Source organism: Arthrobacter sp. Y3222053 (assembly GCF_059092805.1).
On sequence record NZ_JBNHIA010000004.1, the window covers coordinates 26,908 to 51,916 of the forward strand.

Below are 25,009 nucleotides of genomic sequence, written 5' to 3' on the forward strand. Positions count from 1 at the left end.
CACTTTTATCTCTACGGAAGAGGTGACATATGGAAGGTTTCCTCGCGCTCTTCGAGAACTACGACGTCGTCGGGGCCTTCTGGGTCAACATCCGCCTGACGTTCTGGGCCGCCCTGTGGTCCCTGCTGCTCGGCACCGTCCTGGCGCTCATGCGCATTTCTCCGATCGCCAGCCTGCAGTGGTTCGGCGCGGCCTACGTGAATATTTTCCGCAACACCCCGCTGACGATCATCATGGTCTTCGGCACCCTGGCCCTGTGGTCGCAGCTTCAGTTCAGCCTCGCGCAGGACTTCAACGTCAACTTCTTCCGCCTCGCGGTGCTGTCGCTGACCATCTACCACGCAGCGTTTGTCTGCGAAGCGATCCGCAGCGGCGTCAACACCGTACCGCTCGGGCAGGCCGAAGCGGCACGGTCCATCGGCCTTGGGTTCCTGCCCGCGGCACGGCTGATCATCCTTCCGCAGGCTTTCCGCGGTGCGATCGCCCCGCTGGGCAACGTCCTGATCGCCCTGGCGAAGAACACCACGGTCGCCGCCACGGCGTCGGTCGCTGAAGCCTCCGGCCTGATGAAGATCATGATCGAGTTCCGGCCCGACCTGATGACGCAGATCTTCCTCACCTTCGCGATCGGCTTCGTCATCATCGTGATTCCCATCGGCCTACTCACCACGTGGGCCTCGAAGAAGCTGGCGGTGGCCCGATGAGCGCGCGCGTGCTGTTCGACGCCCCGGGCCCCAAGGCCCGGCGGCGGATCCTCATCGGCAACATCGCCGGTGCCCTGTTCGTCCTGGCCCTGCTGGCCCTGGTCATCAACGGGCTGGCCGACAAGGGCCAGTTCGACGCCGCAAAGTGGACGCCTTTCCTTGAGTGGCATACCTGGCAGTACTTCATGCTGCCGGGTCTGCTGGACACCCTGAAGGCAGCCGCCCTGGCGATCGTCACGTCCATCGTGTTCGGGCTGCTCTTCGGCCTGGGCCGGCTGTCCACGTTCAGGCCCGTGGCCTGGATCTGCGGGCTCGTGGTCGAGTTCTTCCGCGCCGTTCCGGTGCTGCTGATGATGATCTTCTTCTATCAGTTCCTCTCCAAGTCCACCCCGCTGGACCCGGAGAACGTGCCGTTCACCGCCGTCGTGCTGGCGCTGACGCTCTACAACGGCTCGGTGATCGCCGAGCTCGTGCGCTCGGGTGTCTTCGGCCTGCCCAAGGGCCAGCGCGAGGCCGGACTGGCCATCGGCATGACCCGCGGCCAGTCACTGCGCAGCATCGAAGTGCCGCAGGCGCTGGTAGCCATGCTGCCGGCCCTGCTCAGCCAGTTCGTAGTGATCCTGAAGGACTCGGCGCTGGGCACCTTCATCGGCTACACCGACCTGCTGGCCTACGCCCGCCGACTGGCCTCGGGTGAAGGCAACATCCTGCCGGCGCTGCTGGTCACCGCGGCGATCTTCATCCTGCTCAACGCGCTGCTCACCTTCGCTGCCCAGCGGCTCTCCCGCCGCCTCGGCGCCCGCGCCGGCAAGGCCCTGGCGACCGACGCCGCCGTGGATCCGGAAGGCGTTCCGGCCCCGGTGCGCTAGCAGCGCGCACCCGGGCATTGATGTACAAAGCGGGAGGACAGGCTCAGCCTGTCCTCCCGCTTTGTGTGTTTCCGGCGCCCAGCTGTCTCAGTACACCTAGCCCAGCCAGGTGCGCAGCGCTGCGTGGCAGGCCCGCACCGCGTCGGCGTGCACGTGCTCGTTGTCGGTGTGCGCCAGCAGTGCGTCGCCGGGCCCGAAGTTCACCGCCGGGATGCCCATATCGCTGAAGCGCGCGACGTCGGTCCATCCGTACTTGGGCTTCGGCTCGGCACCCACGGCTGCCACAAAGCTGGCGGCCGCCGGGTGCTGCAGGCCCGGCCGGGCGCCGGAGGCGGCGTCGGTGCGGACCAGGTCGAACCCCTCGAGCAGGTTGCGCACATAGGCTTCCGCGGCGTCGATGTCCTTATCCGGGGCGAACCGGTAGTTGATTTCCACGGTCGCCGAATCCGGGATGACGTTGCCGGCGGTTCCGCCGATGATCTTCACCGCGTTCAGGGACTCGCGGTACTCCAGGCCGTCCACGGTCACTGTGGCCGGCTCATGGTCGCGCAGCCGGACCAGGATCTCCGCCGCGGCGTGGATGGCGTTCTCCCCCATCCAGGCGCGGGCGGAGTGCGCCGCGCGGCCGGTCGTGGAGGCGTGGAAACGCATGGTGCCGTTGCAGCCGCCCTCGACGGTTCCGTTCGTCGGTTCGAGCAGGATCGCGAAGTCGGCCTCCAGCAGCTCGGGCCAGCGCCGGGCCAGCCGGCCCAGTCCGCTGAGGGAGGCCTGGACCTCCTCATGGTCGTAGAAGACGTAGGTGACGTCCCGGCTGGGTGCGGCCAGCTCAGCGGCGAGCGCGAGCTGCACGGCGACGCCGCCCTTCATATCCACCGTGCCCCGCCCGTAGAGCACGTCGCCGTCCCACTGCGAGGGAACGGTGCCGCGCGAGCCGGGGACCGTGGGCAGCGGCACCGTGTCAAGGTGCCCGGCCAGCAGGACCCGTTCGGCCCGTCCCAGCTCGGTGCGGGCAATGATCGAGTCGCCGTCGCGCACCACGCTCAGGTGCGGCAGGGAGCGCAGCGCCGCCTCGACGGCGTCGGCCACGGCTTTTTCGTTGCCGGAAACGCTTTCAATGTCCACCAGCGCAGCGGTCAGCAGGGCCGGATCGGCGGTCAGGTCGAGGGCGGGAGGTAATGTGCGCACCGTCCCACAGTACCGCTCGGTAAAGTGGAGCCCATGACTTTTAGCACCTCTACCGCCTCCCCCTCCCGCAACGCGTCCGGGCTTGGCCTGGCCACCGTGGCGGCCGACGGCACCGTGCTCGACACTTGGTACCCGCGCCCGGCGCTCGGCGCCCTCGACGTCGACTCCGCCTTCCGCGACGAGCTGGAGGCCGCCGCCGCGTCCCTCGCAGACGGGATCCGCGGCGTCCACTGCACCGTGGTCGACACCGAGATCGACCTTGACGCCGCCCCGGCTGACACCTCCGACGCCTACCTGCGCCTGCACCTGCTCTCCGCCCGCCTCGTCCAGCCCAACACCGTGAACCTCGACGGCATCTTCGGCAAGCTGCCGAACATCGTGTGGACCAACTACGGTCCCTGCCTGCCGGAGAGCTTCGACGCCGTCCGCCTGCACCTGCGCTCCCGCGGCCCCGTGACCGTCTACGGCGTGGACAAGTTCCCCCGCATGGTCGATTACGTGCTGCCCACCGGGGTGCGGATCGCCGACGCCGACCGCGTCCGGCTCGGTGCCCACCTCGCCGAGGGCACCACCGTCATGCACGAGGGCTTCGTCAACTTCAACGCCGGCACCTTGGGCACCTCCATGGTCGAAGGCCGCATCTCCGCCGGCGTGGTCGTCGGTGACGGCAGCGACGTCGGCGGCGGCGCCTCCATCATGGGCACCCTCTCCGGCGGCGGCAAGGAAAAGATCCGCATCGGGGAGCGTGTGCTCCTGGGCGCCAACTCCGGCGTCGGGATCAGCATCGGCGACGACTGCGTGGTCGAGGCCGGACTCTATGTGACCGCCGGGACCCGGGTCACGGTTATGGACCCGGAGGGCGAGCCGCGCACCGTGAAGGCGGTGGAGCTCTCCGGCGTGCCGAACCTGCTCTTCCGCCGCGACTCCTCCTCCGGCACGGTCCAGGCCCTGCCGCGCAACGGGCGCACCGTCGAGCTCAACGCCGACCTGCACGCCAACTAGGCACGGATCCGGTACCGGGCAATGGCCGGCGGGCAGGCAGCGGTGTTCCGGCGCCGCCGCCTGCTCGTCGGTGCCCTGGTGCTGGCGCTGGTCACGGCCGGCATCTGGGCCCTGGCCTCGCTGAGCGGAGGCCGGGACCGCGCGGTCCCGGTACGGGAACGGTGCACCGCCACCGTCGACGGCGCCGGATGGTCCTTCTCCCCCGCCCAGACCGAATACGCCGCGCTGATCGCGGCCGTCTCCGTTCAGCGGGGCCTTCCGCCGCGGGCGGCGTCGATCGCCATTGCCACCGCCATCCAGGAGTCCTCGCTGCGGAACCTGGACTACGGCGATGAGGCCGGTCCCGATTCGCGTGGCCTGTTCCAGCAGCGTCCCTCCAGCGGCTGGGGCACCCCGGAGCAGGTGATGGATCCGTACTACGCCGCCAACGCCTTCTACAACGCCCTCGTGGAGGTTCCCGGTTACACGGAGCTGCCGATCACGGTCGCCGCGCAGGAGGTCCAGCGCTCCGCCTATCCCGACGCGTATGCGGACCACGAGTCCGAGGGCAGGGCCTTCGCGTCCGCCCTGACCGGTCAGTCCCCCGCAGCGTTGAGCTGTGTGCTCGGCCCGGCCGCCGCCGTCGGGAATCCCGACGCCGTCCTCGATTCGGCGACGGCGGCCTACGGCCCGCTGAACGCGGAAGTGTTCGGCTCGGTGCTGCTGGTGGAGGCCGAGGGAACCTTCGGCTGGTCCGTGGCGCAGTGGGCCGTCGCCAACGCCGCGGCCCTGTCCATCGAATCCGTCTCCTTTGACGGACAGCAGTGGCGGCGCGGCGCGGGCACCTGGGAACCGGCGGATGCCTCCGCCTCGGAGGTGGCCATCGCTGTGGCGGGGGTCGCCGCACCCGAACCCGGGCAGTAGCCCCGGTCCCGGGGTTCGCGCGGCGGCTGCCGCTTCGAGGGCGCCGGTGACAGCGGCGACGACGGCGGCGGGTCGGTTACGCTGAAACCATGCGAATTCTAGTCACCGGCGGCGCCGGGTACATCGGCTCCCACACGACCCTGGCGCTCCTGGAGGCCGGGCACGACGTGACCGTCCTGGACAACCTGGCCAACTCCAGCGAGGAGTCCCTGCGGCGGGTCCAGGAGCTTTCCGGGCGGTCCCTGGATTTCATCAAGGCCGACCTGCTCGATGAGCAGGCGCTCGAGGCCGCGTTTGCACAGTCCCGGCCCGAGGCGGTCATCCATTTCGCCGGGCTGAAGGCCGTGGGCGAATCGGTCGCCAAGCCGCTCTACTACTACACCAACAACGTGGTCGGCACGCTGAACCTGCTGCAGTGCATGGACCGCCACGATGTGCGCACCATCGTCTTCAGCTCCTCCGCCACCGTGTACGGCGCCTCGGAGCAGGTCCCGCTGACCGAGGACATGCCCATGGACGCGGTGAACCCGTACGGGCGCACCAAGGAGCAGATCGAGGACATCCTCTCCGACCTCGGCACCGCCGACGGCCGTTGGCGCGTGGCCCTGCTGCGCTACTTCAACCCGGTGGGCGCCCACGAGTCCGGCCGGATCGGCGAAGACCCCACGGGCGTGCCCAACAACCTGCTGCCGTTCGTCGCGCAGGTCGCCGTCGGCCGCCGGGAGAAGGTCATGGTCTTCGGCAACGACTACTCCACCCCCGACGGCACCGGCGTGCGCGACTACATCCACGTGGTGGACCTCGCGGCAGGACATCTGGCCGCCCTCGACTACGTCAGCGGCCATGCCGGGGTGTACCGGTGGAACCTGGGCACCGGCAACGGCTCATCGGTGCTGGAGGTGCTGGCGGCGTTCTCCAAGGCCGCCGGGCAGGAGATCCCCTACGAGTTCACCGACCGCCGGCCGGGCGACGCCGCCGTCAGCTACGCCGACGCGACCGCCGCGCAGCGCGACCTCGGCTGGAGCGCCAAGCACAGCCTCGACGACATGTGCCGCGACCACTGGCGCTGGCAGGAACAGAACCCGCAGGGCTACGCTGGCGCCTAGCCGTTCGCCCGCCTGCGGCCGGCGTCGCAGGCGGGGCCGCAGGCCGGCGTCGCGCACCGCGGCAGCCACAGATGCGGAAGGACCCCCGGACATTGTCCGGGGGTCCTTCCGTTTGGCGTGCCGGGAACCGGCCGACGCCGGGCTCTTAGCCGAGCGGGTAGTCGCGGGCCGGGGCACCGATGTAGAGCTGGCGCGGACGGCCGATCTTCGTCTGCGGGTCCTTCATCATTTCGCGCCACTGGGCGATCCAGCCCGGCAGGCGGCCGATGGCGAAGAGCACCGTGAACATCTTCTCGGGGAAGCCCATGGCCTTGTAGATCAGGCCCGTGTAGAAGTCGACGTTCGGGTACAGCTTGCGCTCGATGAAGTAGTCATCGGCCAGGGCCTTTTCCTCCAGGCGCATGGCGATGTCCAGCAGTTCGTCGTTGCCGCCGAGCTTGGCCAGCACGTCGTGTGCGGTGGCCTTCACGATCTTGGCGCGCGGGTCGTAGTTCTTGTAGACCCGGTGGCCGAAGCCCATGAGGCGGACGCCGTCCTCCTTGTTCTTGACCTTTTCCATGTAGTCCTCGGGCTTGATGCCCTCGGCCTGGATCTGGCGCAGCATCTTCAGCACCGCTTCGTTCGCGCCGCCGTGGGCGGGGCCGAAGAGGGCGTTGATACCGGCGGAGACGGAGGCGAACAGGTTCGCGTTGGCGCTGCCGACCAGGCGCACCGTCGAGGTCGAGCAGTTCTGCTCGTGGTCTGCGTGCAGGATCAGCAGCAGGTCCAGGGCCTTGACCAGCTCGGGGTCGATCTCATACGGCTCGGCCGGGAAGCCGAAGGACAGGCGCATGAAGTTCTCGACGAGGTTCAGCGAGTTGTCCGGGTAGAGCAGCGGCTGGCCGATGCTCTTCTTGTGCGCGTAGGCGGCGATGACAGGCAGCTTCGCCATCAGGCGGATGGTGGACAGCTCCACCTGCTCCTCATCGAACGGATCCAGTGCGTCCTGGTAGAACGTGGACAGGGCGCTGACCGCGGAGGAGAGCACCGGCATCGGGTGCGCGTCGCGCGGGAAGCCGCCAAAGAAGCCCTTCAGGTCCTCGTGCAGCAGGGTGTGGCGACGGATCCGCTGGTCGAACGACTCCAGTTCCGCGGCGGTGGGCAGTTCCCCGTAGATCAGCAGGTAGGACACCTCGAGGAAGTTCGAGTGCTTGGCCAGCTGCTCGATCGGGTAGCCGCGGTAGCGCAGGATTCCCTCGTCGCCGTCAATGTAGGTGATCGCCGACGACGTCGCGGCCGTGTTCATGAAGCCGGGGTCGTAGGTAACGGTGCCGGTCTGCTTCAGCAGCTTGGAAACGTCCAGGCCGTCGTTGCCCTCGGCGGCGGCGATCCGGGGAAGCTCGAGTCCGTCCTCCGGGCCCTCCCCATAGAGAAGCCGCGCGCTTGCTCGCTCAGTCAATTATGTCTCCTTCTGGAGTGTACGGACCCCTGCCGCTGTTCCCGCTCGGGCGGGCGGCAGACCGGTTTCCGCTCCAACTGTTTCGATAAAACGCTACCTGCTTAGTAGCGCAGGCCACTAATCAGCGGCCGGGTTGTTGTCCAAGCGCAACATGGCGTTCAGCTGCCTGATGCGTTGGTGAGCCGGCGGGCTGCGGCGGCCACGCCGTCGTCGTCCGCGGTGAGGGCGATACGGACATAACCTGCCCCTGCCTCTCCGTAGAAGACGCCGGGCCCGGCGACGATGCCCAGCTCGGCGAGCCGCTTGATGGTGGTCCAGGTGTCCTCACCGGCGGTGGCCCACAGGTACAGGCCGGCCTCGGAGTCGGAGATCCGCAGGCCGAAAGCCTCCAGCGCCGGCACCAGGACCTCACGGCGAGCCCGGTACAGGTCCTTCTGCGTCTGCACGTGGGCGTCGTCGTCGAGCGCGGCCTGCATGGCAGCCTGCACGGGGGCCGGAACAATCATTCCGGCGTGCTTGCGGCTGTTGACCAGGGAGGCGATCAGCGCGCCGTCGCCGGCGGTGAAGGCGGCCCGGTAGCCGGCGAGGTTGGACTGCTTGCTCAGCGAGTACACCGACAGCAGCAGGGACAGGTCCCCGCCGCTGACCGCGGGTTCCAGCACGCCGGGGACGCGCCGCCCGCCGCGGGACTCGTCCCACTCGCCCCATCCGAGTTCGGCATAGCACTCATCGGAGGCGACGACGGCGCCCTGGGCGCGCGCCGAGTCCACCAGGGCGCGCAGCGATTCGGCGCTGCGGACCGCCCCGGTGGGGTTGGCGGGCGAGTTGACCCAGACCAGCCGGACCCGGCTGCGGACCGCGGGGTCGAGCTCGTCCAGGCTGTCGGCCGCGACGGCCTCGGCTCCGGCGAGCCGGGCTCCGATGTCATAGGTGGGGTAGGCGACGACCGGGCGGACGACGACGTCGCCCGGGCCCAGCCCCAGCAGCAGCGGCAGCCAAGCGACCAGTTCCTTGGACCCGACCGTGGGCAGGATGTCCGCCGGATCCAGCCCGGGGGTGCCGCGGCGTCGGGCATACCAGCCGGCGATCGCTTCCCGGAGGGCGGCGGTACCGTGCGTCGTCGGGTAGCCGGGCGCATCAGCGGCTGCGCTGAGCGCCGCCTGGATGTGCTCCGGCGTCGGGTCCACCGGGGTTCCGATGGACAGGTTTACCGCCCCGTCGGGGTGCTCCGCGGCCCGGCGGGCGTACGGCGCCATGGCCTCCCAGGGGTACTCGGGCAGGTCCAGGCCGAAGCCCGGGGCCTCAGAGGTGCTCATCCGTCCTGGTTCTGCGGCGGCAGGACGGCAATGATCGGGTGGTCCTTGTGGGTGTTGCCGACCTTGGCCGCTCCACCGGGCGAACCCAGGTCATCAAAGAACTCGACGTTGGCCTTGTAGTAGTCGGCCCACTCCTCGGGCACGTCGTCCTCGTAGTAGATGGCTTCGACGGGGCAGACCGGTTCACAGGCGCCGCAGTCGACGCACTCGTCGGGGTGGATGTAGAGGGAGCGTTCACCCTCGTAGATGCAGTCGACCGGGCACTCCTCGATACATGCCTTGTCTTTGACATCCACGCATGGCTGCGCAATTACGTACGTCACTGCCCTTGCCTTCCTGATCTGCGATCGCCCGGACGGGGCGCCCATCTCCCACGTTAGTGGTCAGGACCCATTATCTCCCAGCCCGGACCTGCGGGCGTACCATGGTCCGGTGCCTGAGACTCAAGATGATTGGCCTGCCGAAGGCGGCGTTGGGGCGGCCGGCGGCGCCAGCGACGCGGCGGACGGCGGGGTCGGCTTCCGCCCGGCTGGCGGAGGCGTCGCGAGGGAGATGCTGTCCTCGCTCCCCATCGGCACCCGGGTCGTAGTTCGGTACCGCGTTGAAGGCGGGTTTACCGATGCCGTCGGGGAGCTGCGCGACTCGGACGGCCGCACTGTTTCCCTCACGACCCGACGAGGTGTCGCCACTATTGAGCTGTCATCGGTTGCAGCTGCCCGGCGCGTGCCCCCTCCGCTCCCCCGACGTCGCCCTCGCTCGGAGCCGGAAGGCCACTGATTGCCCTGCGGTCGCCCTATTCGGAGCCCGGCGATCGCTGAGCCGGCGCAGCCTTGGCGGTCGCTCCCTTCCGTGCCTGCCGGCCACAAACCGCCGGTCCCCGATCACCAATCACCAATCACTGACCAGACGCCGCTACCCGGCCGCTGGCCGGCCTCGGTGATACCACGGCGCCCTCGCCTCCTGACTTCCAGTACGGGTGAGATACGCGGGTTTCTCTGACGCCTACGCGTCCACAGCCTCATTTCTGCCCTTGTGATGACGATGTTAGCGCCATAGATTCGAACACATGTTCGAGGAATGCAGCAGTGTGCAGGAGAACGCGGCGCCCCTTAGTCAATCCCCTCTCCTGTCCGCGCCAGGCCCACGTGGCTCTGGAAGCGAGTCCGGCGGGGCCCGGGAGACGGACGCGGCCGCGGCCGCCCGTCTGCTGGGCGCTCGTCAGGGCAGTGCGGGGCGCGGTCAGGGCAGCGCAGATCCAGTTCAGGGCAATGCAGATCCTGTTGAGCGCCGTGCGGGGCGTGTCCAGGCGCTGATGTCCTGCGCGGGGCAGGCCGTGGCGGAGCTGATCGAGGTGCTGGGCCGGGCCTCGGTTCCTGACGCGGTGCTGGTGGATGTGCTGCGCGGGCTGGAGGACTTGAAGGCCTCAGCCGCCGCCGGGCAGGCGCTGGCAGCCGTCCGGCTGGACATCTCGCAGCGGCAGGCCCAGGAAGCCGCCGGGGTGCCGCGCGCGGACCTGGGCCGGGGCGTTGGGACGCAGGTCGCGCTGGCCCGCCGGGACTCCCCCGCCCGCGGCGGACGACACCTTGGACTGGCCAAAGCCCTGGTCACGGAACTGCCCTGTACGCTCGCCGGGCTGGCCGCCGGGCGGATCAGCGAATGGCGGGCAACACTGATCGCCCGCGAAACCGCCTGCCTTGAACCCGCTGACCGGGCGGAGGTGGACCGGCTGGTCGCCGGGAACCTGAACGAGGTCGAACGCCTCGGAGACCGGCAGCTCATCGGGCAGCTGCGCCGCCACACCTACCGGCTGGACCCGCACTCGGTCGTCCGCCGCTCACGCAAGGCCGAGGCCGAACGCTACGTTTCCCTGCGGCCGGCACCGGACACCATGTGCTGGCTCACCGCCCTGCTGCCCGTCGCCCAAGGCGTCGCCGTCTACGCCGCCCTCTCCCGGGCCGCTGACACCGCCCGCACCCGCGCTGCGGCCGATCCGGATGCGGGGGTCTCGGCAGACCCGGGTGCGGGCGGCTCGGCTGGCTCCGGCGGACAACCCCGCAGCCGAGGCCAGGTCATGGCGGACACGCTGATTGAACGCATCACCGGCAGGGACCCCGCACAACCGCCCCGGATGGAGGTCCAGCTGGTCATCACCGACCGCGCCCTGCTCCACGGAGACAACGAACCGGCCCTGCTGCACGGCTACGACACCGTGCCCGCCCCATGGGCTAGAGACTCGGTCGAGTCCGCCCTCGCGGCCGCCACCGGCCCAATGGACCCCGGCGGCACCGCCGTGACCACAGCGGAAACGACAATTGCAGGGCAGCCGGCGGACACCACAACCGCCCGCGGACGACCCCGTCAGCAGCCTTCCCCGGACCTTACGCTGCGACGGCTTTACACCGCCCCCGGAACCGGGGAGCTGATCGCCATGGATTCCCGCGCCCGCGCCTTTCCACCCGGTCTAGCCCGCTTCATCACCACCCGCGACCAGCACTGCCGCACTCCCTGGTGCGGGGCACCCATCCGGCATATCGACCACCTCGAGCCCTACGCACAGGGCGGCCACACGACGGCCTCCAACGGCCAGGGACTCTGCGAGAACTGCAACTACGCCAAGCAGGCACCCGGCTGGAGGAGCAGGAGCGGCACGGCAATGGACACGCTGCCCGGGGGCACAGCGCCTCTCGGCAATCGGTCAAAGGCCGGCCCTTCCGGTGACTCGGCCGGCGTGAAAGGGAAGGGCGGGGACGGCAGACTGAACCGGACCGAGCTGACGACGCCGACGGGACACCGCTACGTCTCCGCCCTCGTCAGCCTGCCCGAGTAGCGACGGAGGAGTGATCGAAACGCCCCACCGCCGCTTAAACGCGAAACCGCCGGCTCCCAAAGGAACCGGCGGTTCATCGCACACCGCGGAGTCAGGGGCGCGAGTCCCCGCTGCCCTGCGCCGACGGGGACGATCCGCCCTGCCAAGCCGGAACGGCCGCGGCACGGGCATCGGCCCGGCGCTGGCGGCCCAGGACCATCGCACTGATCACCACAGCAGCGAGCGTCGCGACTGCCTGGCCGAAGAGCCAGATCTGCCCTGCCACCGTAATGGGCAGGGTCTGGTCCGACGAGGTGCCGGTGACGATGAGGGGACCGCCAAGAATGTCCATGGAGAACGCGCCCAGGACAAGGTACGTGACCGCACCGGTCACAGCGCTCATCACGGGCCGCCGGTAGAGCACCCCGGCAAACACCGCAGCGGCACCGCTCAGCACCAGGGCGGCGAACGCACCGAGCGGCAGCCCGGACATCCCGTCCTCCTGGTAGAGGATCCTGCCGTGCAGCGCAGTCCCGATCACCGCAGCCACCAGCCCCAACAGCACGGAGACCGGGAGGGCCCGCCGCAGCGTGCCCTCCCGGCTGTTCTGCTCCATGGCCGTTGTTATGCCTTCGCCCGGGCCCGAGCAGCCTTCAGGCGCTCGTTGGCGTCAAGCACAACCTTGCGGATGCGGATGGCTTCCGGAGTGACCTCGACGCACTCGTCCTCGCGGGCAAACTCGAGGGACTCCTCAAGCGTGAGCTTGCGCGGCGGGGTGAGGTTCTCGAAGCTGTCCGAGGAAGCCGCACGCATGTTGGTGAGCTTCTTTTCCTTGGTGATGTTCACGTCCATGTCGTCGGCGCGCGAGTTCTCGCCCACGATCATGCCCTCGTAAACCTCGGAGGTCGGCTCCACGAAGAAGGAACCGCGCTCCTGCAGGTTGATCATGGCGAAGGGGGTGACGACGCCGGCGCGGTCCGCGACCATCGAGCCGTTGGTGCGGTACTCGATCGGGCCGGCCCACGGCTCGTAGCCGCCGGCGTAGGAGGACGCGATGCCGGAACCGCGGGTTTCCGTCAGGAACCGGGTCCGGAAGCCGATCAGGCCACGCGCCGGAACGGTGAACTCCATGCGCACCCAGCCGGTGCCGTGGTTGGACATGTTGGTCATCCGGCCCTTGCGGGCTGCCATCAGCTGGGTGACCGCACCGAGGTACTCCTCGGGTACGTCGATGGTCATCTGCTCGATCGGCTCGTGCAGCTTGCCGTCGATGGTCTTGGTGACCACCTGCGGCTTGCCGACGGTCAGCTCGAAGCCTTCGCGGCGCATCTGCTCGACGAGGATGGCCAGCGCCAGCTCGCCGCGGCCCTGCACCTCCCACGCATCGGGACGCTCGGTGGGCAGCACGCGCAGGGACACGTTGCCGATCAGTTCCTTGTCCAGGCGGTCCTTGACCTGCCGGGCGGTGACCTTCGCGCCCTTGACCTTGCCGGCCAGCGGCGAGGTGTTGATGCCGATGGTCATGGAGATCGCGGGATCGTCCACGGTAATCAGCGGCAGCGGCCGCGGATCATCGATGTCGGTCAGGGTCTCACCGATGGTGATGTCCTCGATGCCGGCGACGGCGACGATCTCACCCGGTCCGGCGGACTCGGCCGGCACGCGCTCAAGGGCCTTGGTGGCCAGCAGCTCGGTGATCTTGACCGGCTTGATGGTCCCGTCGTGGCGGGCCCAGGCCACCTGCTGGCCCTTGCGCAGGGTGCCGTTGAAGATGCGCAGCAGGGCCAGGCGGCCCAGGAACGGCGAGGCATCGAGGTTGGTCACGTGCGCCTGCAGGACCCCGTTCGGGTCGTAGGTCGGCGCGGGGATGTGCTCGATGATGGTCTGGAACAGCGGTTCCAGGTTGTCGTTGGCCGGTGCGGAGCCGTCGGCCGGCTGCTCCAGCGAGGCGGCGCCGACACGGGCGGCGGCGTAGACGACCGGCACGTTGAGGACCGAATCCAGGTCCAGGTCCGGCACCTCGTCGGCCAGGTCGCTGGCCAGGCCCAGCAGCAGGTCCATGGCTTCGCCGACGACTTCGTCAATGCGGGCGTCGGGGCGGTCGGTCTTGTTGACCAGCAGCACCACGGGCAGCTTGGCTGCCAGCGCCTTGCGCAGCACGAAGCGAGTCTGCGGCAGCGGACCCTCGGAGGCGTCCACGAGCAGGACGACACCGTCGACCATCGACAGGCCGCGCTCGACCTCACCGCCGAAGTCGGCGTGGCCGGGGGTGTCGATGACGTTGATGGTGATGGTCTCGCCGTTGGAGGCGGGGCCGTTGTAGAACACCGTGGTGTTCTTGGCGAGGATCGTAATCCCCTTTTCGCGCTCGAGGTCCCCGGAGTCCATCACGCGTTCTTCGACCTCGCCGTGGGCGGCGAACGAGTTGGTCTGTTTCAGCATCGCGTCGACGAGCGTCGTCTTGCCGTGGTCGACGTGGGCCACGATCGCGACGTTGCGAAGGTCGCTTCGCACCGCGCTGTTAACAGCCGTGTTGGTTTCTGACATGCGTGAGGACTCAATTCCTAGAGGTTCATTCGAAAGGCGCCGGGCGGCCCGGCCGTTATGCCGTGACCGCTGCCAGCTGCGGCGCCTGCGCCATGGCGCCCTGCGCGGCGGCCGGCACAGCTGCCCGCCGGTACCCGCCGTCAGCAGGCACCCTGCCATTGTAGTACCCAGCGTCCAGCGCACCTAACGGAGCCACCCGACGGCGGATATGCCGAGGGCGCGGAGGCTACCGTACTCGGTCTCCTCCGCGCCCGCAACGACGCCCGTCGGCGCCCGGCGCGCCCGTCCGGGCGGCTAGGCCACCTCGGGCGGCAGCATCAGGCCGGCGCCGGGAATGGCGGCCAGCAGCGCCTTGGTGTACCCCTGCTGCGGGGCGTCGAACACGTCGTCCGTGGTGCCGGTCTCGACCACGCGGCCCTTCTGCATCACGCAGACGTTGTCCGCGATCTGCCGCACCACGGCGAGGTCGTGGGTGATGAACAGGTAGCTCAGGCCCAGCTCGGCCTGCAGCTCGGCGAGCAGGTTCAGGATCTGGGCCTGCACCAGCACGTCGAGGGCGGAGACCGCCTCGTCACAGATCACGACCTCCGGATCCAGGGCCAGGGCGCGGGCAATCGCCACGCGCTGGCGCTGGCCGCCGGACAGCTCATTCGGGAACCGGCGCATGGCCGACGACGGCAGCGCCACCTGGTCGAGCAGCTCACGGACCTTCTTCTCCCGGCTCTTGGCGTCGCCGATGCCGTGGACGCGCAGCGGCTCCTCGATGGTGCGGAAGATGTTGTACATCGGATCCAGCGAGCCGTACGGGTCCTGGAAGATCGGCTGGACCCGGCGGCGGAATTCGAACAGCCGCTTCTTGTCCAGCGTCGTCATGTCCGTGCCGTTGAACAGGATGCTGCCCGAGGTGGGCGTTTCCAGGTTCAGGACCATCCGGGCCACCGTGGACTTGCCGGAACCGGACTCGCCGACCACCGCCGTCGTCGTCCCGCGCTTGATGCTGAAGGAAACGTCGTCGACGGCGGTGAAGTCCACCGACCGGCCCAGGCCCTTGCGGAGCTTGAAGACCTTAGTCAGGTTGCGCACCTCGATGACGTCGTCGGCCTTGGCCGCATCCACCTCGGAGGTGAGCAGTTCCTCGGACTCGATGCCCATCGCCTTGGCCGTGTCGATCCGCTTGGACGCCAGCGACGGCGCGGATTCGACCAGCTTGCGGGTGTAGGGATGCTGCGGGTTGGTGAGGATCTCCAGTGCCGGGCCGGACTCCACCACCTGGCCCTTGTACATCACCACCACCTTCTGGGCGCGCTCGGCGGCCAGGCCGAGGTCGTGGGTGATCAGCAGCACGGCGGTGCCCAGCTCGGTGGTCAGCGTTTCCAGGTGGTCCAGGATCTGCCGCTGCACGGTCACGTCCAGCGCCGACGTCGGCTCATCGGCGATGAGCAGGCGCGGGCGGCAGGACAGGCCGATGGCGATCAGGGCGCGCTGGCGCATGCCGCCGGAGAACTCGTGCGGGTACTGGCGGGCACGGGACTCGGCGTCCGGCAGCCCGGCCTGGGACAGGACCTTGGCCACGTCGGCGGGGGCGTGCGGCAGCCCGTTCGCGCGCAGCGTCTCCTTGACCTGGAAACCGATCTTCCAGACCGGGTTCAGGTTGGACATCGGGTCCTGCGGCACCATGCCGATCGAGCTGCCGCGCAGCTCGACGATCCGCTTGGCGCTGGCGTTGGTGATGTCCTCGCCGTCGAACAGGATCTGCCCGCCGCTGACCTTGCCGTTGCCGGGCAGCAGGCCGATTGCCGCGAGGGCGGTCGTGGACTTGCCCGAGCCGGACTCCCCCACGATCGCCACGGTCTCGCCCGGCATGACGGACAGGTGGGCATTCTTGACGGCTTTGACGTCGCCGCCGGAGGTGGCGAAGGTGATCGCCAGGTCCCGGATTTCCAGCAGCGGAGCGGCTGCCTGCTTTGCTTCGGTCATCGTTTCCGCGCTTTCGGATCGAGGGCGTCACGGACGGCGTCGCCGAGCATGATGAAGCTCAGCACGGTCAGGGACAGGGCCGCGGCCGGCCACAGCAGTGCCGCCGGGTTGACCCGGAGGTAGGGCTGGGCGGAGGAGATGTCATTGCCCCAGGACATGACGCTCGGCGGCAGGCCGATGCCCAGGAACGACAGGGTGGCCTCGGCCACGATGAAGGTACCCAGCGAGATCGTGGCGATGACGATCACCGGCGCCATGGCGTTCGGAATCACGTGCTTGAGCAGGGCCTTGAAGCGCGAGACGCCCAGCGCCTGGGAAGCCACCACGAAGTCGGCGTTGCGCACCGAGATGACGGCGCCGCGGGTGATGCGGGCGATCTGCGGCCAGCCGAAGATCACCAGGGTGACCACGACCGTCCACACGTTGCGGTTCTCCCGGAAGGCCGGCAGCTGCATGATGATGATCGCGCCGAGGATCAGCGGCAGGGCGAAGAAGATGTCGCCCAGGCGGGCGATGACGGCGTCCAGCCAGCCGCCGTAGTAGCCGGCCAGGGCGCCGAGGATGCCGCCGAGGATGACCACACAGATGGTGGTCAGCAGCCCGACGGTGACCGAGGCGCGGGCGCCGTAGATGATGCGGGCGTACACGTCGCAGCCCTGGTTGGTGAAGCCGAGCGGATGCCCGGAGACCGCGCCGCCGTTGGAGTTGGCGAGCAGGCACTGCTCGGAGGACGGGTCGATGGACGAGAACAGGTTGGGGAACGCCGCTACGGCAATCACCAGCAGGATCAGGACCGCGGAGATGATGAACAGCGGCTGCCGGCGCAGGTTCCGCCAGGCCTCGGCCCACAGGCTCAGGGGCTGGGAGTCCTCCTTGACGCTGTCGGTGGCCGAGACGGGAGTCTCGTCCAGCGGCGCCACGAAGTGTTCGATGTCGGAGGGGGCGGTGTCTTTATGCATAACGGATCCTCGGATCAAGCCAGGCGTACAGGAGGTCCACGAGCAGGTTCGCGATCACGTAGACCAGGACCAGCACGCTCACGATGGCAACGATGGTCGGTCCCTCACCGCGGACGACGGCCTGGTACAGCTTCTGGCCGACACCGGGGACATTGAAGATGCCTTCGGTGACGATCGCGCCGCCCATCAGGGCGCCGAGGTCGGCGCCCAGGAAGGTGACCACCGGAATCAGGGAGTTGCGGAGGATGTGGACGGTGACCACGCGCGGGCGGGACAGGCCCTTCGCGGTGGCGGTGCGGACATAGTCCGCGTTCATGTTCTCGATCACGGAGGTGCGCGTCAGGCGCAGCACATAGGCGAACGAGGCCAGGCCGAGCACGGAGGCCGGAAGTATCAGGTTGCCCCAGCTCGCGTCTCCGCCGACGGTCGGCGAGGTCCAGGCCAATTGGACGCCGAAGACGAACTGCAGCAGGAAGCCCAGGACGAAGACCGGGATGGCGATCACGATCAGCGAGGCGACCAGGACGGTGGCGTCGAACCACTTGCCCTTGCGCAGGCCGGCGATCAGGCCGAAGACGATGCCGAAGACGGCTTCGAACAGCAGGGCCAGCACGGCCAGGCGGACGGTGACGGGGAAGATCTGGGCGAGCACATCCGCCAGGGGACGGCCGGAGAAGTCGGTGCCGAGGTCGAAGGTGACCAGGTTCTTCAGGAACAGCAGGTACTGCACGATGAACGGCTGGTCCAGGTTGTACTGGGCCCGCAGCTGGGCGGCGACCGCTTCGTTGACAGGCTTGTCACCGAACAGCGCCGCAATGGGGTCTCCGGGGAGGGAGAACACCAGGAAGTAGACGAGGAAGGTCGCCCCAAAGAAGACCGGAATCATCTGCAGGAAGCGACGGAGGACATAGCGCGCCATTAGGGGTGGCCTCCTGGCTGCTTGGGGGGGTGCGTTGTTGGCATTTGCAAACCTGTATTTCTTGGGTCAAACCCTGATGCAGGCCGGGGCCCGGCCGCCTGGCCGGGCCCCGGTCGCGTCGAAATGGAAACTGGTTACTTGGTGACGTTGTAGTAGATCGGCACGCCGTTCCAGCCGGTCTCCACGTTGTCCACGGCGCTGCTCCAGCCGGACTGCGCCACCTGGTACCACAGCGGCACCACGGGCAGGTCCTGCAGCAGGATTTCCTGTGCCTGGTTCATGACCTTGGCGCCCTCTTCGGGGGTGCCGGCGGCCAGGCCGTCCTTCAGCAGCTGGTCAAACTCGGGGTTCTCGTAGACTGCGTCGTTCGAGCCGGCACCGGTGCCGTAGATCGGGCCGAGGAAGTTGTACAGCGACGGGTAGTCCGCCTGCCAGCCGGTGCGGATGGCGCCGGTCAGGGTCTTGGCGGTGGCGTCGGCGCGCAGCTCCTTGAAGGTGGCGTACGGCTTGCCTTCGGCGTTGATGCCCAGGGTGTTCTTCAGGCTGTTGGCGACGGCGTCGACCCACTCCTTGTGGTTCGCGTCGGCGTTGTAGCCGATGGTCAGAGCCTGGTCAGCGGGCCACGGAGAGATGGCGTCGGCCTGCTCCCACAGCTCCTTCGCCTTTTCCGGGTTGTACTCGAGGACCTCGTTGCCGGGGATCTCGTCGCTGAAGCCCTCGATCACCGGAGCGGTGAAGTCGACGGCCGGCTCGCGCGAACCCTGGAAGATCACGTCGGTGATCTCCTCCCGGTTGATCGCCATGGAGATGGCCTGGCGGCGCAGCTGCCCGGCTTCGCCCGAGAACTCCTCCATGTAGGTCGGCAGGGTCAGCGTCTGGTTGCCCGCGTACGCCTTCTCGGAGTAGCGGCCCTCGCCCAGGTCGGTCTTGAACGTCTGGAGCGCGCTGTTGGGCATGGTGTCCAGGATGTCCAGGTTGTCCGCCAGCAGATCCGCGTAGGCGGAATCGAAGGAGGAGTAGAACTTGAAGGTCACGCCGTCGTTCTGCGGCTCGCGGCTGCCCTCGTAGTCGGGGTTGGCGACCAGGTCGATCTGCACCTCGTGCTGCCAGGCGTCTTCCTCGGCGAGCATGTAGGGGCCGTTGCCGACGGGGCTTTCACCGAAGGCAGCCGGATCCTCCAGCGCCTCGGCGGGCAGCGGGAAGTAGGCGGTGTAGCCCAGGCGCAGCGGGAAGTCGGACTCCGGCTGGTTCAGGGTGACCTTGAAGGTGGTCTCATCGACAACCTCCAGGCCGCTCATGGTCTCGACGGTGGCGCCCTCCGCGCTGACCTCCTCGTAGCCCTGGATCGGCTCGAAGAAGTAGGAGTTCAGCTGAGCGTTCTTGGCGGCTGCGCCGAAGTTCCAGGCGTTCACGAAGGACTCGGCGGTAACCGCCTCGCCGTTGGTGAAGGTCTGGCCTTCCTTGATCTTGATCGTGTAGGTCTGCGAGTCTTCGGTGTCGATGGACTCGGCCAGTTCGTTGACCGTGGCGCCGTTGGCGTCATAGCTCACGAGGCCCTCGAAGAGCAGGTCCATGATGCGGCCGCCGCCAACCTCGTTGGTGTTGGCGGGCAGCAGGGGGTTCTGCGGCTCGGTGCCGTTGGCGGTGATGATGGCGCCGCCCCCGGCGGTGTTCTCCGCGCCGGATTCAGCGTCGCCGCCGCCGCCGCAGGCGCTCAGGGCCAGAGCGGTCACTGCCGCGACGCTGAGCAGTTTGGAAGTGCGTGTGAAGCGCATTCCGCCTCCTAGATTCTGTAGGTGCCGGCGTCTGAAAACCGGCCAATTCGGCTGCCCTTCTGGGGTGAGCCGACTCACAAGCACACAAGCATAAGCCTCGGGAGTGACCCGTGCGACCCGGGGAGGTGCATGTTTTGGCATGGGCTCTTCCCGGGAACCCGCCCAACCCGTAAACTATGCGCCCCCTTGCTAGGAATTATAGCCACCGGGGCATGCTCATAACGATTCGGCCTACTCCATCGACAAAGCGCCAAGTGACGCCCTGTTACGGCACTCTTGACGAACGCATCGGGCTCTGGACGGGGTTCCCCGGGAGCCCGAAATGAGATCAGGACGACACATTCCAATCCCAGAGGTTCCACCACGGCCCCAGCTCATTCGGCATGTACTCCACGTTCCGCACGGTGTCGGCGAAGGCGTCGACGCCCGGCATCTGGAACAGCGGCAGCCCGTAGCGTGCCTCCCAGATCAGCGCATCGATCTCGATCTGCAGTGCTTCCTGCTCCTCGGCGTCGCCGGTCAGGCGCAGCTTGTCCATCAGCCCGTCTGCGGCGGCGCTGGAGAAACCGTTGTAGTTCGACGGCGAGCCGGTGCCGAAGACCTGCGCGACCGCGGCGGTGCCGACGCCGGTGGAGGTCCAGCCGAAGAGCGCGGCGTCGTAGTCCCCCTCCTCCAGGGCCTGGGCCCACCGGTCCCCCGGCAGCCCGCCGTCGACCATCTGGAAGCCGGCCTCCGCCGCGGAGTCGGCGATGAGCCGGAAGGCCTCGGCCCGGTTCGGGTTGTCGGCGTTGTACAGGATGCGCACCTCGGGGGTGTCACCGTCGAGCAGCCCGCGGGCCAGGTCCAGATCCGGTTCAGCGAATTCGTCGGAGCCGTTCTCGGCGGCTGCGGCCTCGTAGCCGGGCTGGTCGGGCAGGAACACCTGTGAGTCCAGGGGGCGGGCGGCGGGGTCGAGCCCGCCGAGCACGGCCTCGACGATCGCGGTGCGCGGCACGGTCAGCAGGAACGCCTCCCGCACGCTGCGGTCCGCGAACACGCCGTTGAACTTTAGGTCCAGGTGGTCGTAGCTGAGCTGGTATCCCTGCTGCACGGTCACGTTGTCCAGTGCCTGCAGGGCGCTCACCGTCCCGCTGTCCGGCAGCGGCGAGACGATGTCCACCTCGCCGCTGCGCAGCGCCTCCACCTGGGCGGCCGGATCCGCGATGAAGTGGACGGTGATCTCGTCCAGTGCCGGTTCCGGGCCCCAGTCGTAGTCGTCGTTGCGCACCAGGGTGAGCGTGCCGTCGTCGGCCATGGACTGGACGATGAACGGGCCGTTGGACAGGTACAGCGAGGGATCCGCGGGCAGTCTGTCGACGCTGAAGCCGGTGTTCCAGAAATCGGCGACGGCGCGCAGCTCCTCGTCTTCCCCGCTCCCCCGCGGCGTTTCGCGGATCAGCCGGGTCAGGGCCTCGTCGTCGGCGAGCCCGGCTTCGCGCGCGACGATGTGCGCGGGCATGCCGATGCCGCCCCAGTCGGTGAGCGAACCGAACGCGGTCTCCCAGTCGGCGTAGGGCTCGGACCAGGTCAGGGTGATGCTGCGGTTGTCGTCGCTGATTTCCGGCAGGTCCGTGGCGGCCAGGGCGTCGGTGGAGCCGGCGAAGTCGAAGTACCGGGTGCCGCCGTCGTCGAACCAGCCCGAGAAGGCCGCCCAGGCGAGCATCATGTCGTCGGCGTCGACGGGTTCGCCGTCAGACCACTGCACGCCCTCGTTGACGGTGTACCTGACCGTCAGCGGGTCGTCTGAGGTCTTCTCGTAGCGGCCGAAGTCCTCCAGCTTCACGATGTCCAGGTTGTTGTCCACGTAGTTGAAGCCGGAGTGCGTGGCGTAGGCGATCCGGGCGTTGGCCACGTTGTTGCCGGAGACCGACTGCGGGTTGAAGGAGGTGAAGTCGTTGGCCTCGGCGACGGCGACGGATCCGCCGAGCGTGCGCGAAGGCTCGGGGGCGGGCCCGGCGTCGGGCTCCGGATCGCTGCACCCGGCCAGCAGCAGGACGGCTGCCGTGGCTGCGGCGGCGAGCGTGGTGGACAGACGGGCCCGGATCATCGGTCTCCTTGCGTTGGACTTCCAGCATTAGACAACGGGGCGGCGCCGGGTGGAAAGCTGCGGGGTGCGGCCCCTAGGGCGCCGCCCTCCGCACCGGTGTCGCTGATGACGACGTCGGCCCGGCTCCGCGGATCCGCAGCCTGCAGGTAGAGGCGCTGCCCCTGGACGTAGCGGCGCATCGTGGGATGCTCCGGATCCGGGTGCGTGCCGTCGCGCAGTGCCATCCGGCGCGCCGTCTCGGTGAAGGGCACGTCCAGGAAGACCGAGAAGTTCCAGCGGCCATGCAGGCCGTCGCGGTGCAGGAACATCCCCTCGACCAGGACGACGGCGTCCTCCGGTGCCTGCCGTCGCTCCGCCGGACGTACGGCGTCGGCTGCGGGATCGTACGACGCCGCCCGGTAGCCGCCGTCGACGCCGTCTCCCAGCGGCGCCCTGCGCCCTCGGGGCAGGTCGGCGGCAAGGCGGGCGGCGAGCGTCTTGATGACCGGGTTCACGGGCAGGCCTCCTATCCTGTCTGGCATGGGACTTTTTCGACGGGACGCTCGGCGCCGCGCTGCGGCTCCAGGGCTCCCGGGCGGCTCATCTGCCGTTCCGGCCGGCAGCGGCGACGGGGTGGACCGCGCGGCCGCGCTGCGGGAGGCCGGGGAGGCCTTCCACGCGGCCGAGCACGGGATGTGGGAAGCCTATCTGCAGCACCGGGAAGCCGCAGCGGCGGCCCGGTCCCTGATCCGGGAGGTACGGGCAGCGGCGCCGGAGCTGCCAGAGGACGTGCGCACCGCCGTGCTGCGCCAGGCGGAGGAGCTCGAGACGCAGACATCGCGGACCTTCGATGAACTGGTGGCCGAGCGGGAGATGAAGCTGATGGAGGCCGGGCGCCGCGGCCCCGGGTGGACGGTCGAGTTCTCTCCGCGGCGCTTCGGTGACCGGTACGTCCGGGAGGACGGGCAGGACGACAGCTAGGCCCCGGCCGGCGTCGACCCCCTGCGGAACCCGCCGTCCCGGGCCGACCGTCGATAGAATGGACGCGCATCCGGCCCCTGCCAGAAAACGAGGCTCCCGTGAAGATCACCATTGTCGGCGGCTCCCAGGGCACCGGCGCACAGCTGGCCTCGCTGGCGGTGGCCGCCGGGCATGAAGTCACCGTCCTGTCCCGCAGCGGACGCGCTCCGGAAGGCGTTCAGGCGGTCGCCGGCGATGCGACGGACCCGGCCGCTGCCGCGCGTGCCGTGGCAGGGGCCGACGCCGTCGTCGTCACCGTGGGCGGGGCCAAGGGTGTGGCCCATCAGCGGGCCGCCGTCACGCGGGCGGTGATCACGGCGATGCAGGAGCAGGGCGTGCGCCGGCTCTTGGTGCAGTCCTCGCTCGGCGCCGGAGATTCCGGTTCCCAGCTGCCCGGCCCGCTGGGGTTCATCACCAAGGCCGTGCTGGCGAAGCCGCTGGCCGACCACAACGAGCAGGAGGCCGCGGTGACCGGCTCCGGCCTGGACTGGACCATCGTCCGGCCCACCGGCCTCAACGACAAGGAGCCGACCGGCTCCGTGCGGGCACATGTGGTGGGCGACGGCGGGAAGCTGGGCGGTTCGATTCCGCGGCGTGACCTCGCCGCGTTCATGCTGCGGGCGCTGACCGACGACGCGGCCATCGGCCAGGCCGTCGGCATCAGCAGCTAGCCGTTCCGGCGGCCCGGGCTGGTGCCGGTTACTGTGCCGCACCCTTGAGGCGGGGCGCGATGAACCACAGCAGCAGGCCCAGGAGAGCCCATCCGCCGAGGGTGATTCCGGCTGCGAGGCCGCCGGCGCCGTCGAAGTAGGCCACCGCGCGGACGAGCGTGCCCGCCGCGCCCGGCGGGAGCAGCTGGCCGATGACCGCCACGCCCGCGGGCAGCCACTGGGCGCCGGCGGCGATCCCGGCGAACGGGTTGCCGACGAACATCATCGACATGGCGGCCACGGTGAAGCCCTTGGTGCCGAAGACTTCCTTGAGCCCGGCGAGCGGCAGGGCCAGCGCGGCGATGCCAAGTCCGACGCTTGCCGCCACCGGCAGAACCGGCCCGTCGATGCTGCCGAAGACGAACTTCAGGACGGCCGCGACGACGAGCCCGCCGGCGGCAGAGAATCCGAACAGCCCGCCGAGGATCCAGCCGCGCCGGCCGGCCAGCATTGAACTGAACGCAACGGCCGGCACGATGCCGCCGAAGACCAGCGGGAAGGCCAGGCCGCCGATGCCGACGCCGGTGGGATCATGCGCCGGCAGCGGCACGACGTCGATGACCTGGGCCGGGGCGCCGCTGCTGCCGGCCAGCACGGCACCGGCGTTGCTGACGGCCCCGGAAATAGCGGTGGAGCCGGCGCTGGCCACATAGACGGACACGTCCGGCCCGGACAGATCGAACCCGCCGACGACGTCGCGCACTTCGATGCCCTGCTGCAGCTCCGCGGCGTCCGCATAGGTCCTCGCCTCGAACGCTCCCGGGGCCTGGTCGTCGAGCAGCTGGGCCGCCCGCTCCGCCTGTTCGGTTCCTCCCACGATGCCGACCTGCAGGTCCCGGGGGCCGGAGAGCAGGGAGGGCGAGATGAACAGCATCAACAGGGCGAGGAGGATCGCGGAGAGCCCGACGGTGAGGCCGGCCCAGATGACCACCGGCTTTCCGCGGGAGGGCTTGGCCGGGCCGGACGGCGCGGGGGTTGTCGATGGGGTGCCGGGGGTGATGCTGGGAGCAGACATGCGGGCTTTCAGGTTTAGTGGAGGAAATTCCTCCACATCCTACCGGATGGATTCTCTCCGGTTAGACTTGGGGGAACCGAAGGGAGCCGACATGAGGGCGGACGCCGCGCGACGCCGGGAGGTGATCATCACCCAGGCCCGGCACATTTTCGCCGAGCGCGGCGGTGACGTTGCCCTGGAGGCGATTGCCGCCGCGAGCGGTGTCGGCATCGCGACCTTGTACCGGAACTTCCCGAGCCGTGAGGACCTGATCGCTGCGGTAGTGGACGACATGGTGCAGCAGATCCTCGACGCCGTCGCGGCGGCCCAGACGGAGGCCGTCGAGGATCCGGCTGCGGCCTGGGAAACACTGCTCACCCGGCTGCTGGACCTGGAGCTGGGGGCGCTGACGGACGGACTCGGCGTGCAGGCACGGCCCGGTTCGAACGTGGCCCGGGGTGGCGGATCGGACGCGGCCTCGCCGCTTGCCCGGATTCAGCAGCCGGCCCTGGACGCCCTCGATGAGCTGCTGGCGGTGCTTCAGGACGCCAAGGCGGTGCGGGGCGGCCTGCGCGGCCTGGACGTGATCGTGGCTCTGGCCACCATCACCCGACCTCAGGCGGCACCCATCCGCGAGGCGGCCCCGGAGGTGCGGGCCCAGCTCGCGGAGGCCTACCGAGCCTGGACCCGCGCCGGATAGCTAAGGCTCCCCCG

At 69.1% G+C, this 25,009-nt stretch carries 23 protein-coding genes; 10 read left to right on the top strand and 13 right to left on the bottom strand.

Annotated features, from left to right (window positions below):
- Positions 1–29 precede the first annotated feature (29 nt).
- Both AC5RUW_RS11440 and AC5RUW_RS11445 read left to right on the top strand, forming a co-directional pair.
- Positions 30–704, top strand: coding sequence for an amino acid ABC transporter permease (locus AC5RUW_RS11440; protein WP_494160839.1), 675 nt, complete (start codon positions 30–32; stop codon positions 702–704).
- Positions 701–1,573, top strand: a complete 873-nt coding sequence (locus AC5RUW_RS11445; protein ID WP_494160840.1) for an amino acid ABC transporter permease — start codon at positions 701–703, stop codon at positions 1,571–1,573. Before AC5RUW_RS11440 ends, AC5RUW_RS11445 begins: the two co-directional genes overlap by 4 nt.
- A 96-nt stretch (positions 1,574–1,669) precedes the next feature.
- Here the strand turns inward: AC5RUW_RS11445 and dapE are convergent, their stop codons facing one another.
- Entirely contained in the window at positions 1,670–2,758 is a 1,089-nt protein-coding gene (gene dapE / locus AC5RUW_RS11450; protein ID WP_494160841.1) for a succinyl-diaminopimelate desuccinylase, read from the bottom strand.
- A 33-nt stretch (positions 2,759–2,791) separates the two neighbouring features.
- Between dapE and dapD the strand changes: the two genes are divergently transcribed.
- From dapD to galE, 3 genes are all read left to right on the top strand, one after another.
- Positions 2,792–3,760, top strand: coding sequence for a 2,3,4,5-tetrahydropyridine-2,6-dicarboxylate N-succinyltransferase (dapD, locus tag AC5RUW_RS11455; RefSeq protein ID WP_494160842.1), 969 nt, complete (start codon positions 2,792–2,794; stop codon positions 3,758–3,760).
- 21 nt (positions 3,761–3,781) lie between these two features.
- Positions 3,782–4,663 carry a hypothetical protein gene (locus AC5RUW_RS11460; RefSeq protein WP_494160843.1) on the top strand — a complete coding sequence of 294 codons (882 nt, stop codon included), beginning with the start codon at positions 3,782–3,784 and terminating at the stop codon, positions 4,661–4,663.
- 89 nt (positions 4,664–4,752) lie between these two features.
- On the top strand, positions 4,753–5,769 hold the full coding sequence (galE, locus tag AC5RUW_RS11465; protein ID WP_494160844.1) for a UDP-glucose 4-epimerase GalE: 1,017 nt from the start codon (positions 4,753–4,755) through the stop codon (positions 5,767–5,769).
- Between the two features lie 145 nt (positions 5,770–5,914).
- Here the strand turns inward: galE and AC5RUW_RS11470 are convergent, their stop codons facing one another.
- The 3 genes from AC5RUW_RS11470 to fdxA all read right to left on the bottom strand — a co-directional run bounded on the left by AC5RUW_RS11470 (position 5,915) and on the right by fdxA (position 8,846).
- A complete protein-coding gene (locus tag AC5RUW_RS11470; protein ID WP_494005518.1) occupies positions 5,915–7,207 on the bottom strand; it encodes a citrate synthase in 1,293 nt (430 codons plus the stop codon).
- Between the two features lie 158 nt (positions 7,208–7,365).
- The gene (dapC, locus tag AC5RUW_RS11475; protein ID WP_494160845.1) at positions 7,366–8,523 is read right to left on the bottom strand and encodes a succinyldiaminopimelate transaminase; all 1,158 of its coding nucleotides are present in this window, start codon (positions 8,521–8,523) and stop codon (positions 7,366–7,368) included.
- A complete protein-coding gene (gene fdxA, locus AC5RUW_RS11480) occupies positions 8,520–8,846 on the bottom strand; it encodes a ferredoxin (protein ID WP_494005520.1) in 327 nt (108 codons plus the stop codon). Before fdxA ends, dapC begins: the two co-directional genes overlap by 4 nt.
- 229 nt (positions 8,847–9,075) lie before the next feature.
- Between fdxA and AC5RUW_RS11485 the strand changes: the two genes are divergently transcribed.
- Together AC5RUW_RS11485 and AC5RUW_RS11490 are read left to right on the top strand one after the other, a co-directional pair.
- On the top strand, positions 9,076–9,300 hold the full coding sequence (locus tag AC5RUW_RS11485; RefSeq protein ID WP_494161058.1) for a putative acetyltransferase: 225 nt from the start codon (positions 9,076–9,078) through the stop codon (positions 9,298–9,300).
- 535 nt (positions 9,301–9,835) lie between these two features.
- On the top strand, positions 9,836–11,350 hold the full coding sequence (locus tag AC5RUW_RS11490) for an HNH endonuclease (RefSeq protein ID WP_494160846.1): 1,515 nt from the start codon (positions 9,836–9,838) through the stop codon (positions 11,348–11,350).
- A gap of 91 nt (positions 11,351–11,441) precedes the next feature.
- On the opposite strand, the gene AC5RUW_RS11495 is transcribed toward AC5RUW_RS11490, so the two are convergent.
- From AC5RUW_RS11495 to AC5RUW_RS11530, 8 genes are all read right to left on the bottom strand, one after another.
- The gene (locus AC5RUW_RS11495) at positions 11,442–11,945 is read right to left on the bottom strand and encodes a hypothetical protein (protein WP_494160847.1); all 504 of its coding nucleotides are present in this window, start codon (positions 11,943–11,945) and stop codon (positions 11,442–11,444) included.
- 8 nt (positions 11,946–11,953) lie between these two features.
- On the bottom strand, positions 11,954–13,876 hold the full coding sequence (gene typA, locus AC5RUW_RS11500; RefSeq protein ID WP_494160848.1) for a translational GTPase TypA: 1,923 nt from the start codon (positions 13,874–13,876) through the stop codon (positions 11,954–11,956).
- Between the two features lie 294 nt (positions 13,877–14,170).
- Entirely contained in the window at positions 14,171–15,853 is a 1,683-nt protein-coding gene (locus tag AC5RUW_RS11505; protein WP_494160849.1) for an ABC transporter ATP-binding protein, read from the bottom strand.
- Positions 15,850–16,812: an ABC transporter permease gene (locus tag AC5RUW_RS11510; RefSeq protein ID WP_494005525.1), complete on the bottom strand. Its 963-nt coding sequence runs from the start codon at positions 16,810–16,812 to the stop codon at positions 15,850–15,852. The genes AC5RUW_RS11505 and AC5RUW_RS11510 overlap by 4 nt, the downstream gene beginning before the upstream one ends.
- On the bottom strand, positions 16,805–17,731 hold the full coding sequence (locus AC5RUW_RS11515) for an ABC transporter permease (RefSeq protein ID WP_494005526.1): 927 nt from the start codon (positions 17,729–17,731) through the stop codon (positions 16,805–16,807). Before AC5RUW_RS11515 ends, AC5RUW_RS11510 begins: the two co-directional genes overlap by 8 nt.
- Before the next feature lie 134 nt (positions 17,732–17,865).
- Positions 17,866–19,506, bottom strand: a complete 1,641-nt coding sequence (locus AC5RUW_RS11520; protein ID WP_494160850.1) for a peptide ABC transporter substrate-binding protein — start codon at positions 19,504–19,506, stop codon at positions 17,866–17,868.
- A gap of 328 nt (positions 19,507–19,834) precedes the next feature.
- The gene (locus tag AC5RUW_RS11525; protein ID WP_494160851.1) at positions 19,835–21,592 is read right to left on the bottom strand and encodes an ABC transporter family substrate-binding protein; all 1,758 of its coding nucleotides are present in this window, start codon (positions 21,590–21,592) and stop codon (positions 19,835–19,837) included.
- Entirely contained in the window at positions 21,589–22,086 is a 498-nt protein-coding gene (locus AC5RUW_RS11530; RefSeq protein WP_494160852.1) for a nucleoside/nucleotide kinase family protein, read from the bottom strand. Before AC5RUW_RS11530 ends, AC5RUW_RS11525 begins: the two co-directional genes overlap by 4 nt.
- A 25-nt stretch (positions 22,087–22,111) precedes the next feature.
- On the opposite strand from AC5RUW_RS11530, the gene AC5RUW_RS11535 reads away from it, so the two are divergent.
- The gene (locus AC5RUW_RS11535) at positions 22,112–22,552 is read left to right on the top strand and encodes a hypothetical protein (protein WP_494160853.1); all 441 of its coding nucleotides are present in this window, start codon (positions 22,112–22,114) and stop codon (positions 22,550–22,552) included.
- Positions 22,553–22,650: 98 nt separating this feature from the next.
- On the top strand, positions 22,651–23,262 hold the full coding sequence (locus AC5RUW_RS11540) for an NAD(P)-dependent oxidoreductase (RefSeq protein ID WP_494160854.1): 612 nt from the start codon (positions 22,651–22,653) through the stop codon (positions 23,260–23,262).
- Between the two features lie 28 nt (positions 23,263–23,290).
- Here the strand turns inward: AC5RUW_RS11540 and AC5RUW_RS11545 are convergent, their stop codons facing one another.
- Positions 23,291–24,316: a hypothetical protein gene (locus tag AC5RUW_RS11545; RefSeq protein ID WP_494160855.1), complete on the bottom strand. Its 1,026-nt coding sequence runs from the start codon at positions 24,314–24,316 to the stop codon at positions 23,291–23,293.
- A 91-nt stretch (positions 24,317–24,407) separates the two neighbouring features.
- Here AC5RUW_RS11545 and AC5RUW_RS11550 point away from each other — a divergent pair, with 91 nt between their 5' ends.
- The gene (locus tag AC5RUW_RS11550; RefSeq protein ID WP_494160856.1) at positions 24,408–24,995 is read left to right on the top strand and encodes a TetR/AcrR family transcriptional regulator; all 588 of its coding nucleotides are present in this window, start codon (positions 24,408–24,410) and stop codon (positions 24,993–24,995) included.
- Positions 24,996–25,009 lie beyond the last annotated feature (14 nt).

Coding starts and splice junctions, on each gene's coding strand:
- AC5RUW_RS11535 (WP_494160853.1), top strand. CDS start 22,112: ATGGGACTTTTTCGACGGGACGCTCGGCGCCGCGCTGCGGCTCCAGGG.
- dapD (WP_494160842.1), top strand. CDS start 2,792: ATGACTTTTAGCACCTCTACCGCCTCCCCCTCCCGCAACGCGTCCGGG.
- AC5RUW_RS11505 (WP_494160849.1), bottom strand. CDS start 15,853: ATGACCGAAGCAAAGCAGGCAGCCGCTCCGCTGCTGGAAATCCGGGAC.
- AC5RUW_RS11515 (WP_494005526.1), bottom strand. CDS start 17,731: ATGGCGCGCTATGTCCTCCGTCGCTTCCTGCAGATGATTCCGGTCTTC.
- galE (WP_494160844.1), top strand. CDS start 4,753: ATGCGAATTCTAGTCACCGGCGGCGCCGGGTACATCGGCTCCCACACG.
- AC5RUW_RS11440 (WP_494160839.1), top strand. CDS start 30: ATGGAAGGTTTCCTCGCGCTCTTCGAGAACTACGACGTCGTCGGGGCC.
- AC5RUW_RS11525 (WP_494160851.1), bottom strand. CDS start 21,592: ATGATCCGGGCCCGTCTGTCCACCACGCTCGCCGCCGCAGCCACGGCA.
- dapC (WP_494160845.1), bottom strand. CDS start 8,523: ATGAGCACCTCTGAGGCCCCGGGCTTCGGCCTGGACCTGCCCGAGTAC.
- AC5RUW_RS11445 (WP_494160840.1), top strand. CDS start 701: ATGAGCGCGCGCGTGCTGTTCGACGCCCCGGGCCCCAAGGCCCGGCGG.
- AC5RUW_RS11490 (WP_494160846.1), top strand. CDS start 9,836: ATGTCCTGCGCGGGGCAGGCCGTGGCGGAGCTGATCGAGGTGCTGGGC.
- typA (WP_494160848.1), bottom strand. CDS start 13,876: ATGTCAGAAACCAACACGGCTGTTAACAGCGCGGTGCGAAGCGACCTT.
- AC5RUW_RS11545 (WP_494160855.1), bottom strand. CDS start 24,316: ATGTCTGCTCCCAGCATCACCCCCGGCACCCCATCGACAACCCCCGCG.
- AC5RUW_RS11520 (WP_494160850.1), bottom strand. CDS start 19,506: ATGCGCTTCACACGCACTTCCAAACTGCTCAGCGTCGCGGCAGTGACC.
- AC5RUW_RS11510 (WP_494005525.1), bottom strand. CDS start 16,812: ATGCATAAAGACACCGCCCCCTCCGACATCGAACACTTCGTGGCGCCG.
- AC5RUW_RS11550 (WP_494160856.1), top strand. CDS start 24,408: ATGAGGGCGGACGCCGCGCGACGCCGGGAGGTGATCATCACCCAGGCC.
- AC5RUW_RS11485 (WP_494161058.1), top strand. CDS start 9,076: ATGCTGTCCTCGCTCCCCATCGGCACCCGGGTCGTAGTTCGGTACCGC.
- AC5RUW_RS11495 (WP_494160847.1), bottom strand. CDS start 11,945: ATGGAGCAGAACAGCCGGGAGGGCACGCTGCGGCGGGCCCTCCCGGTC.
- AC5RUW_RS11460 (WP_494160843.1), top strand. CDS start 3,782: ATGGCCGGCGGGCAGGCAGCGGTGTTCCGGCGCCGCCGCCTGCTCGTC.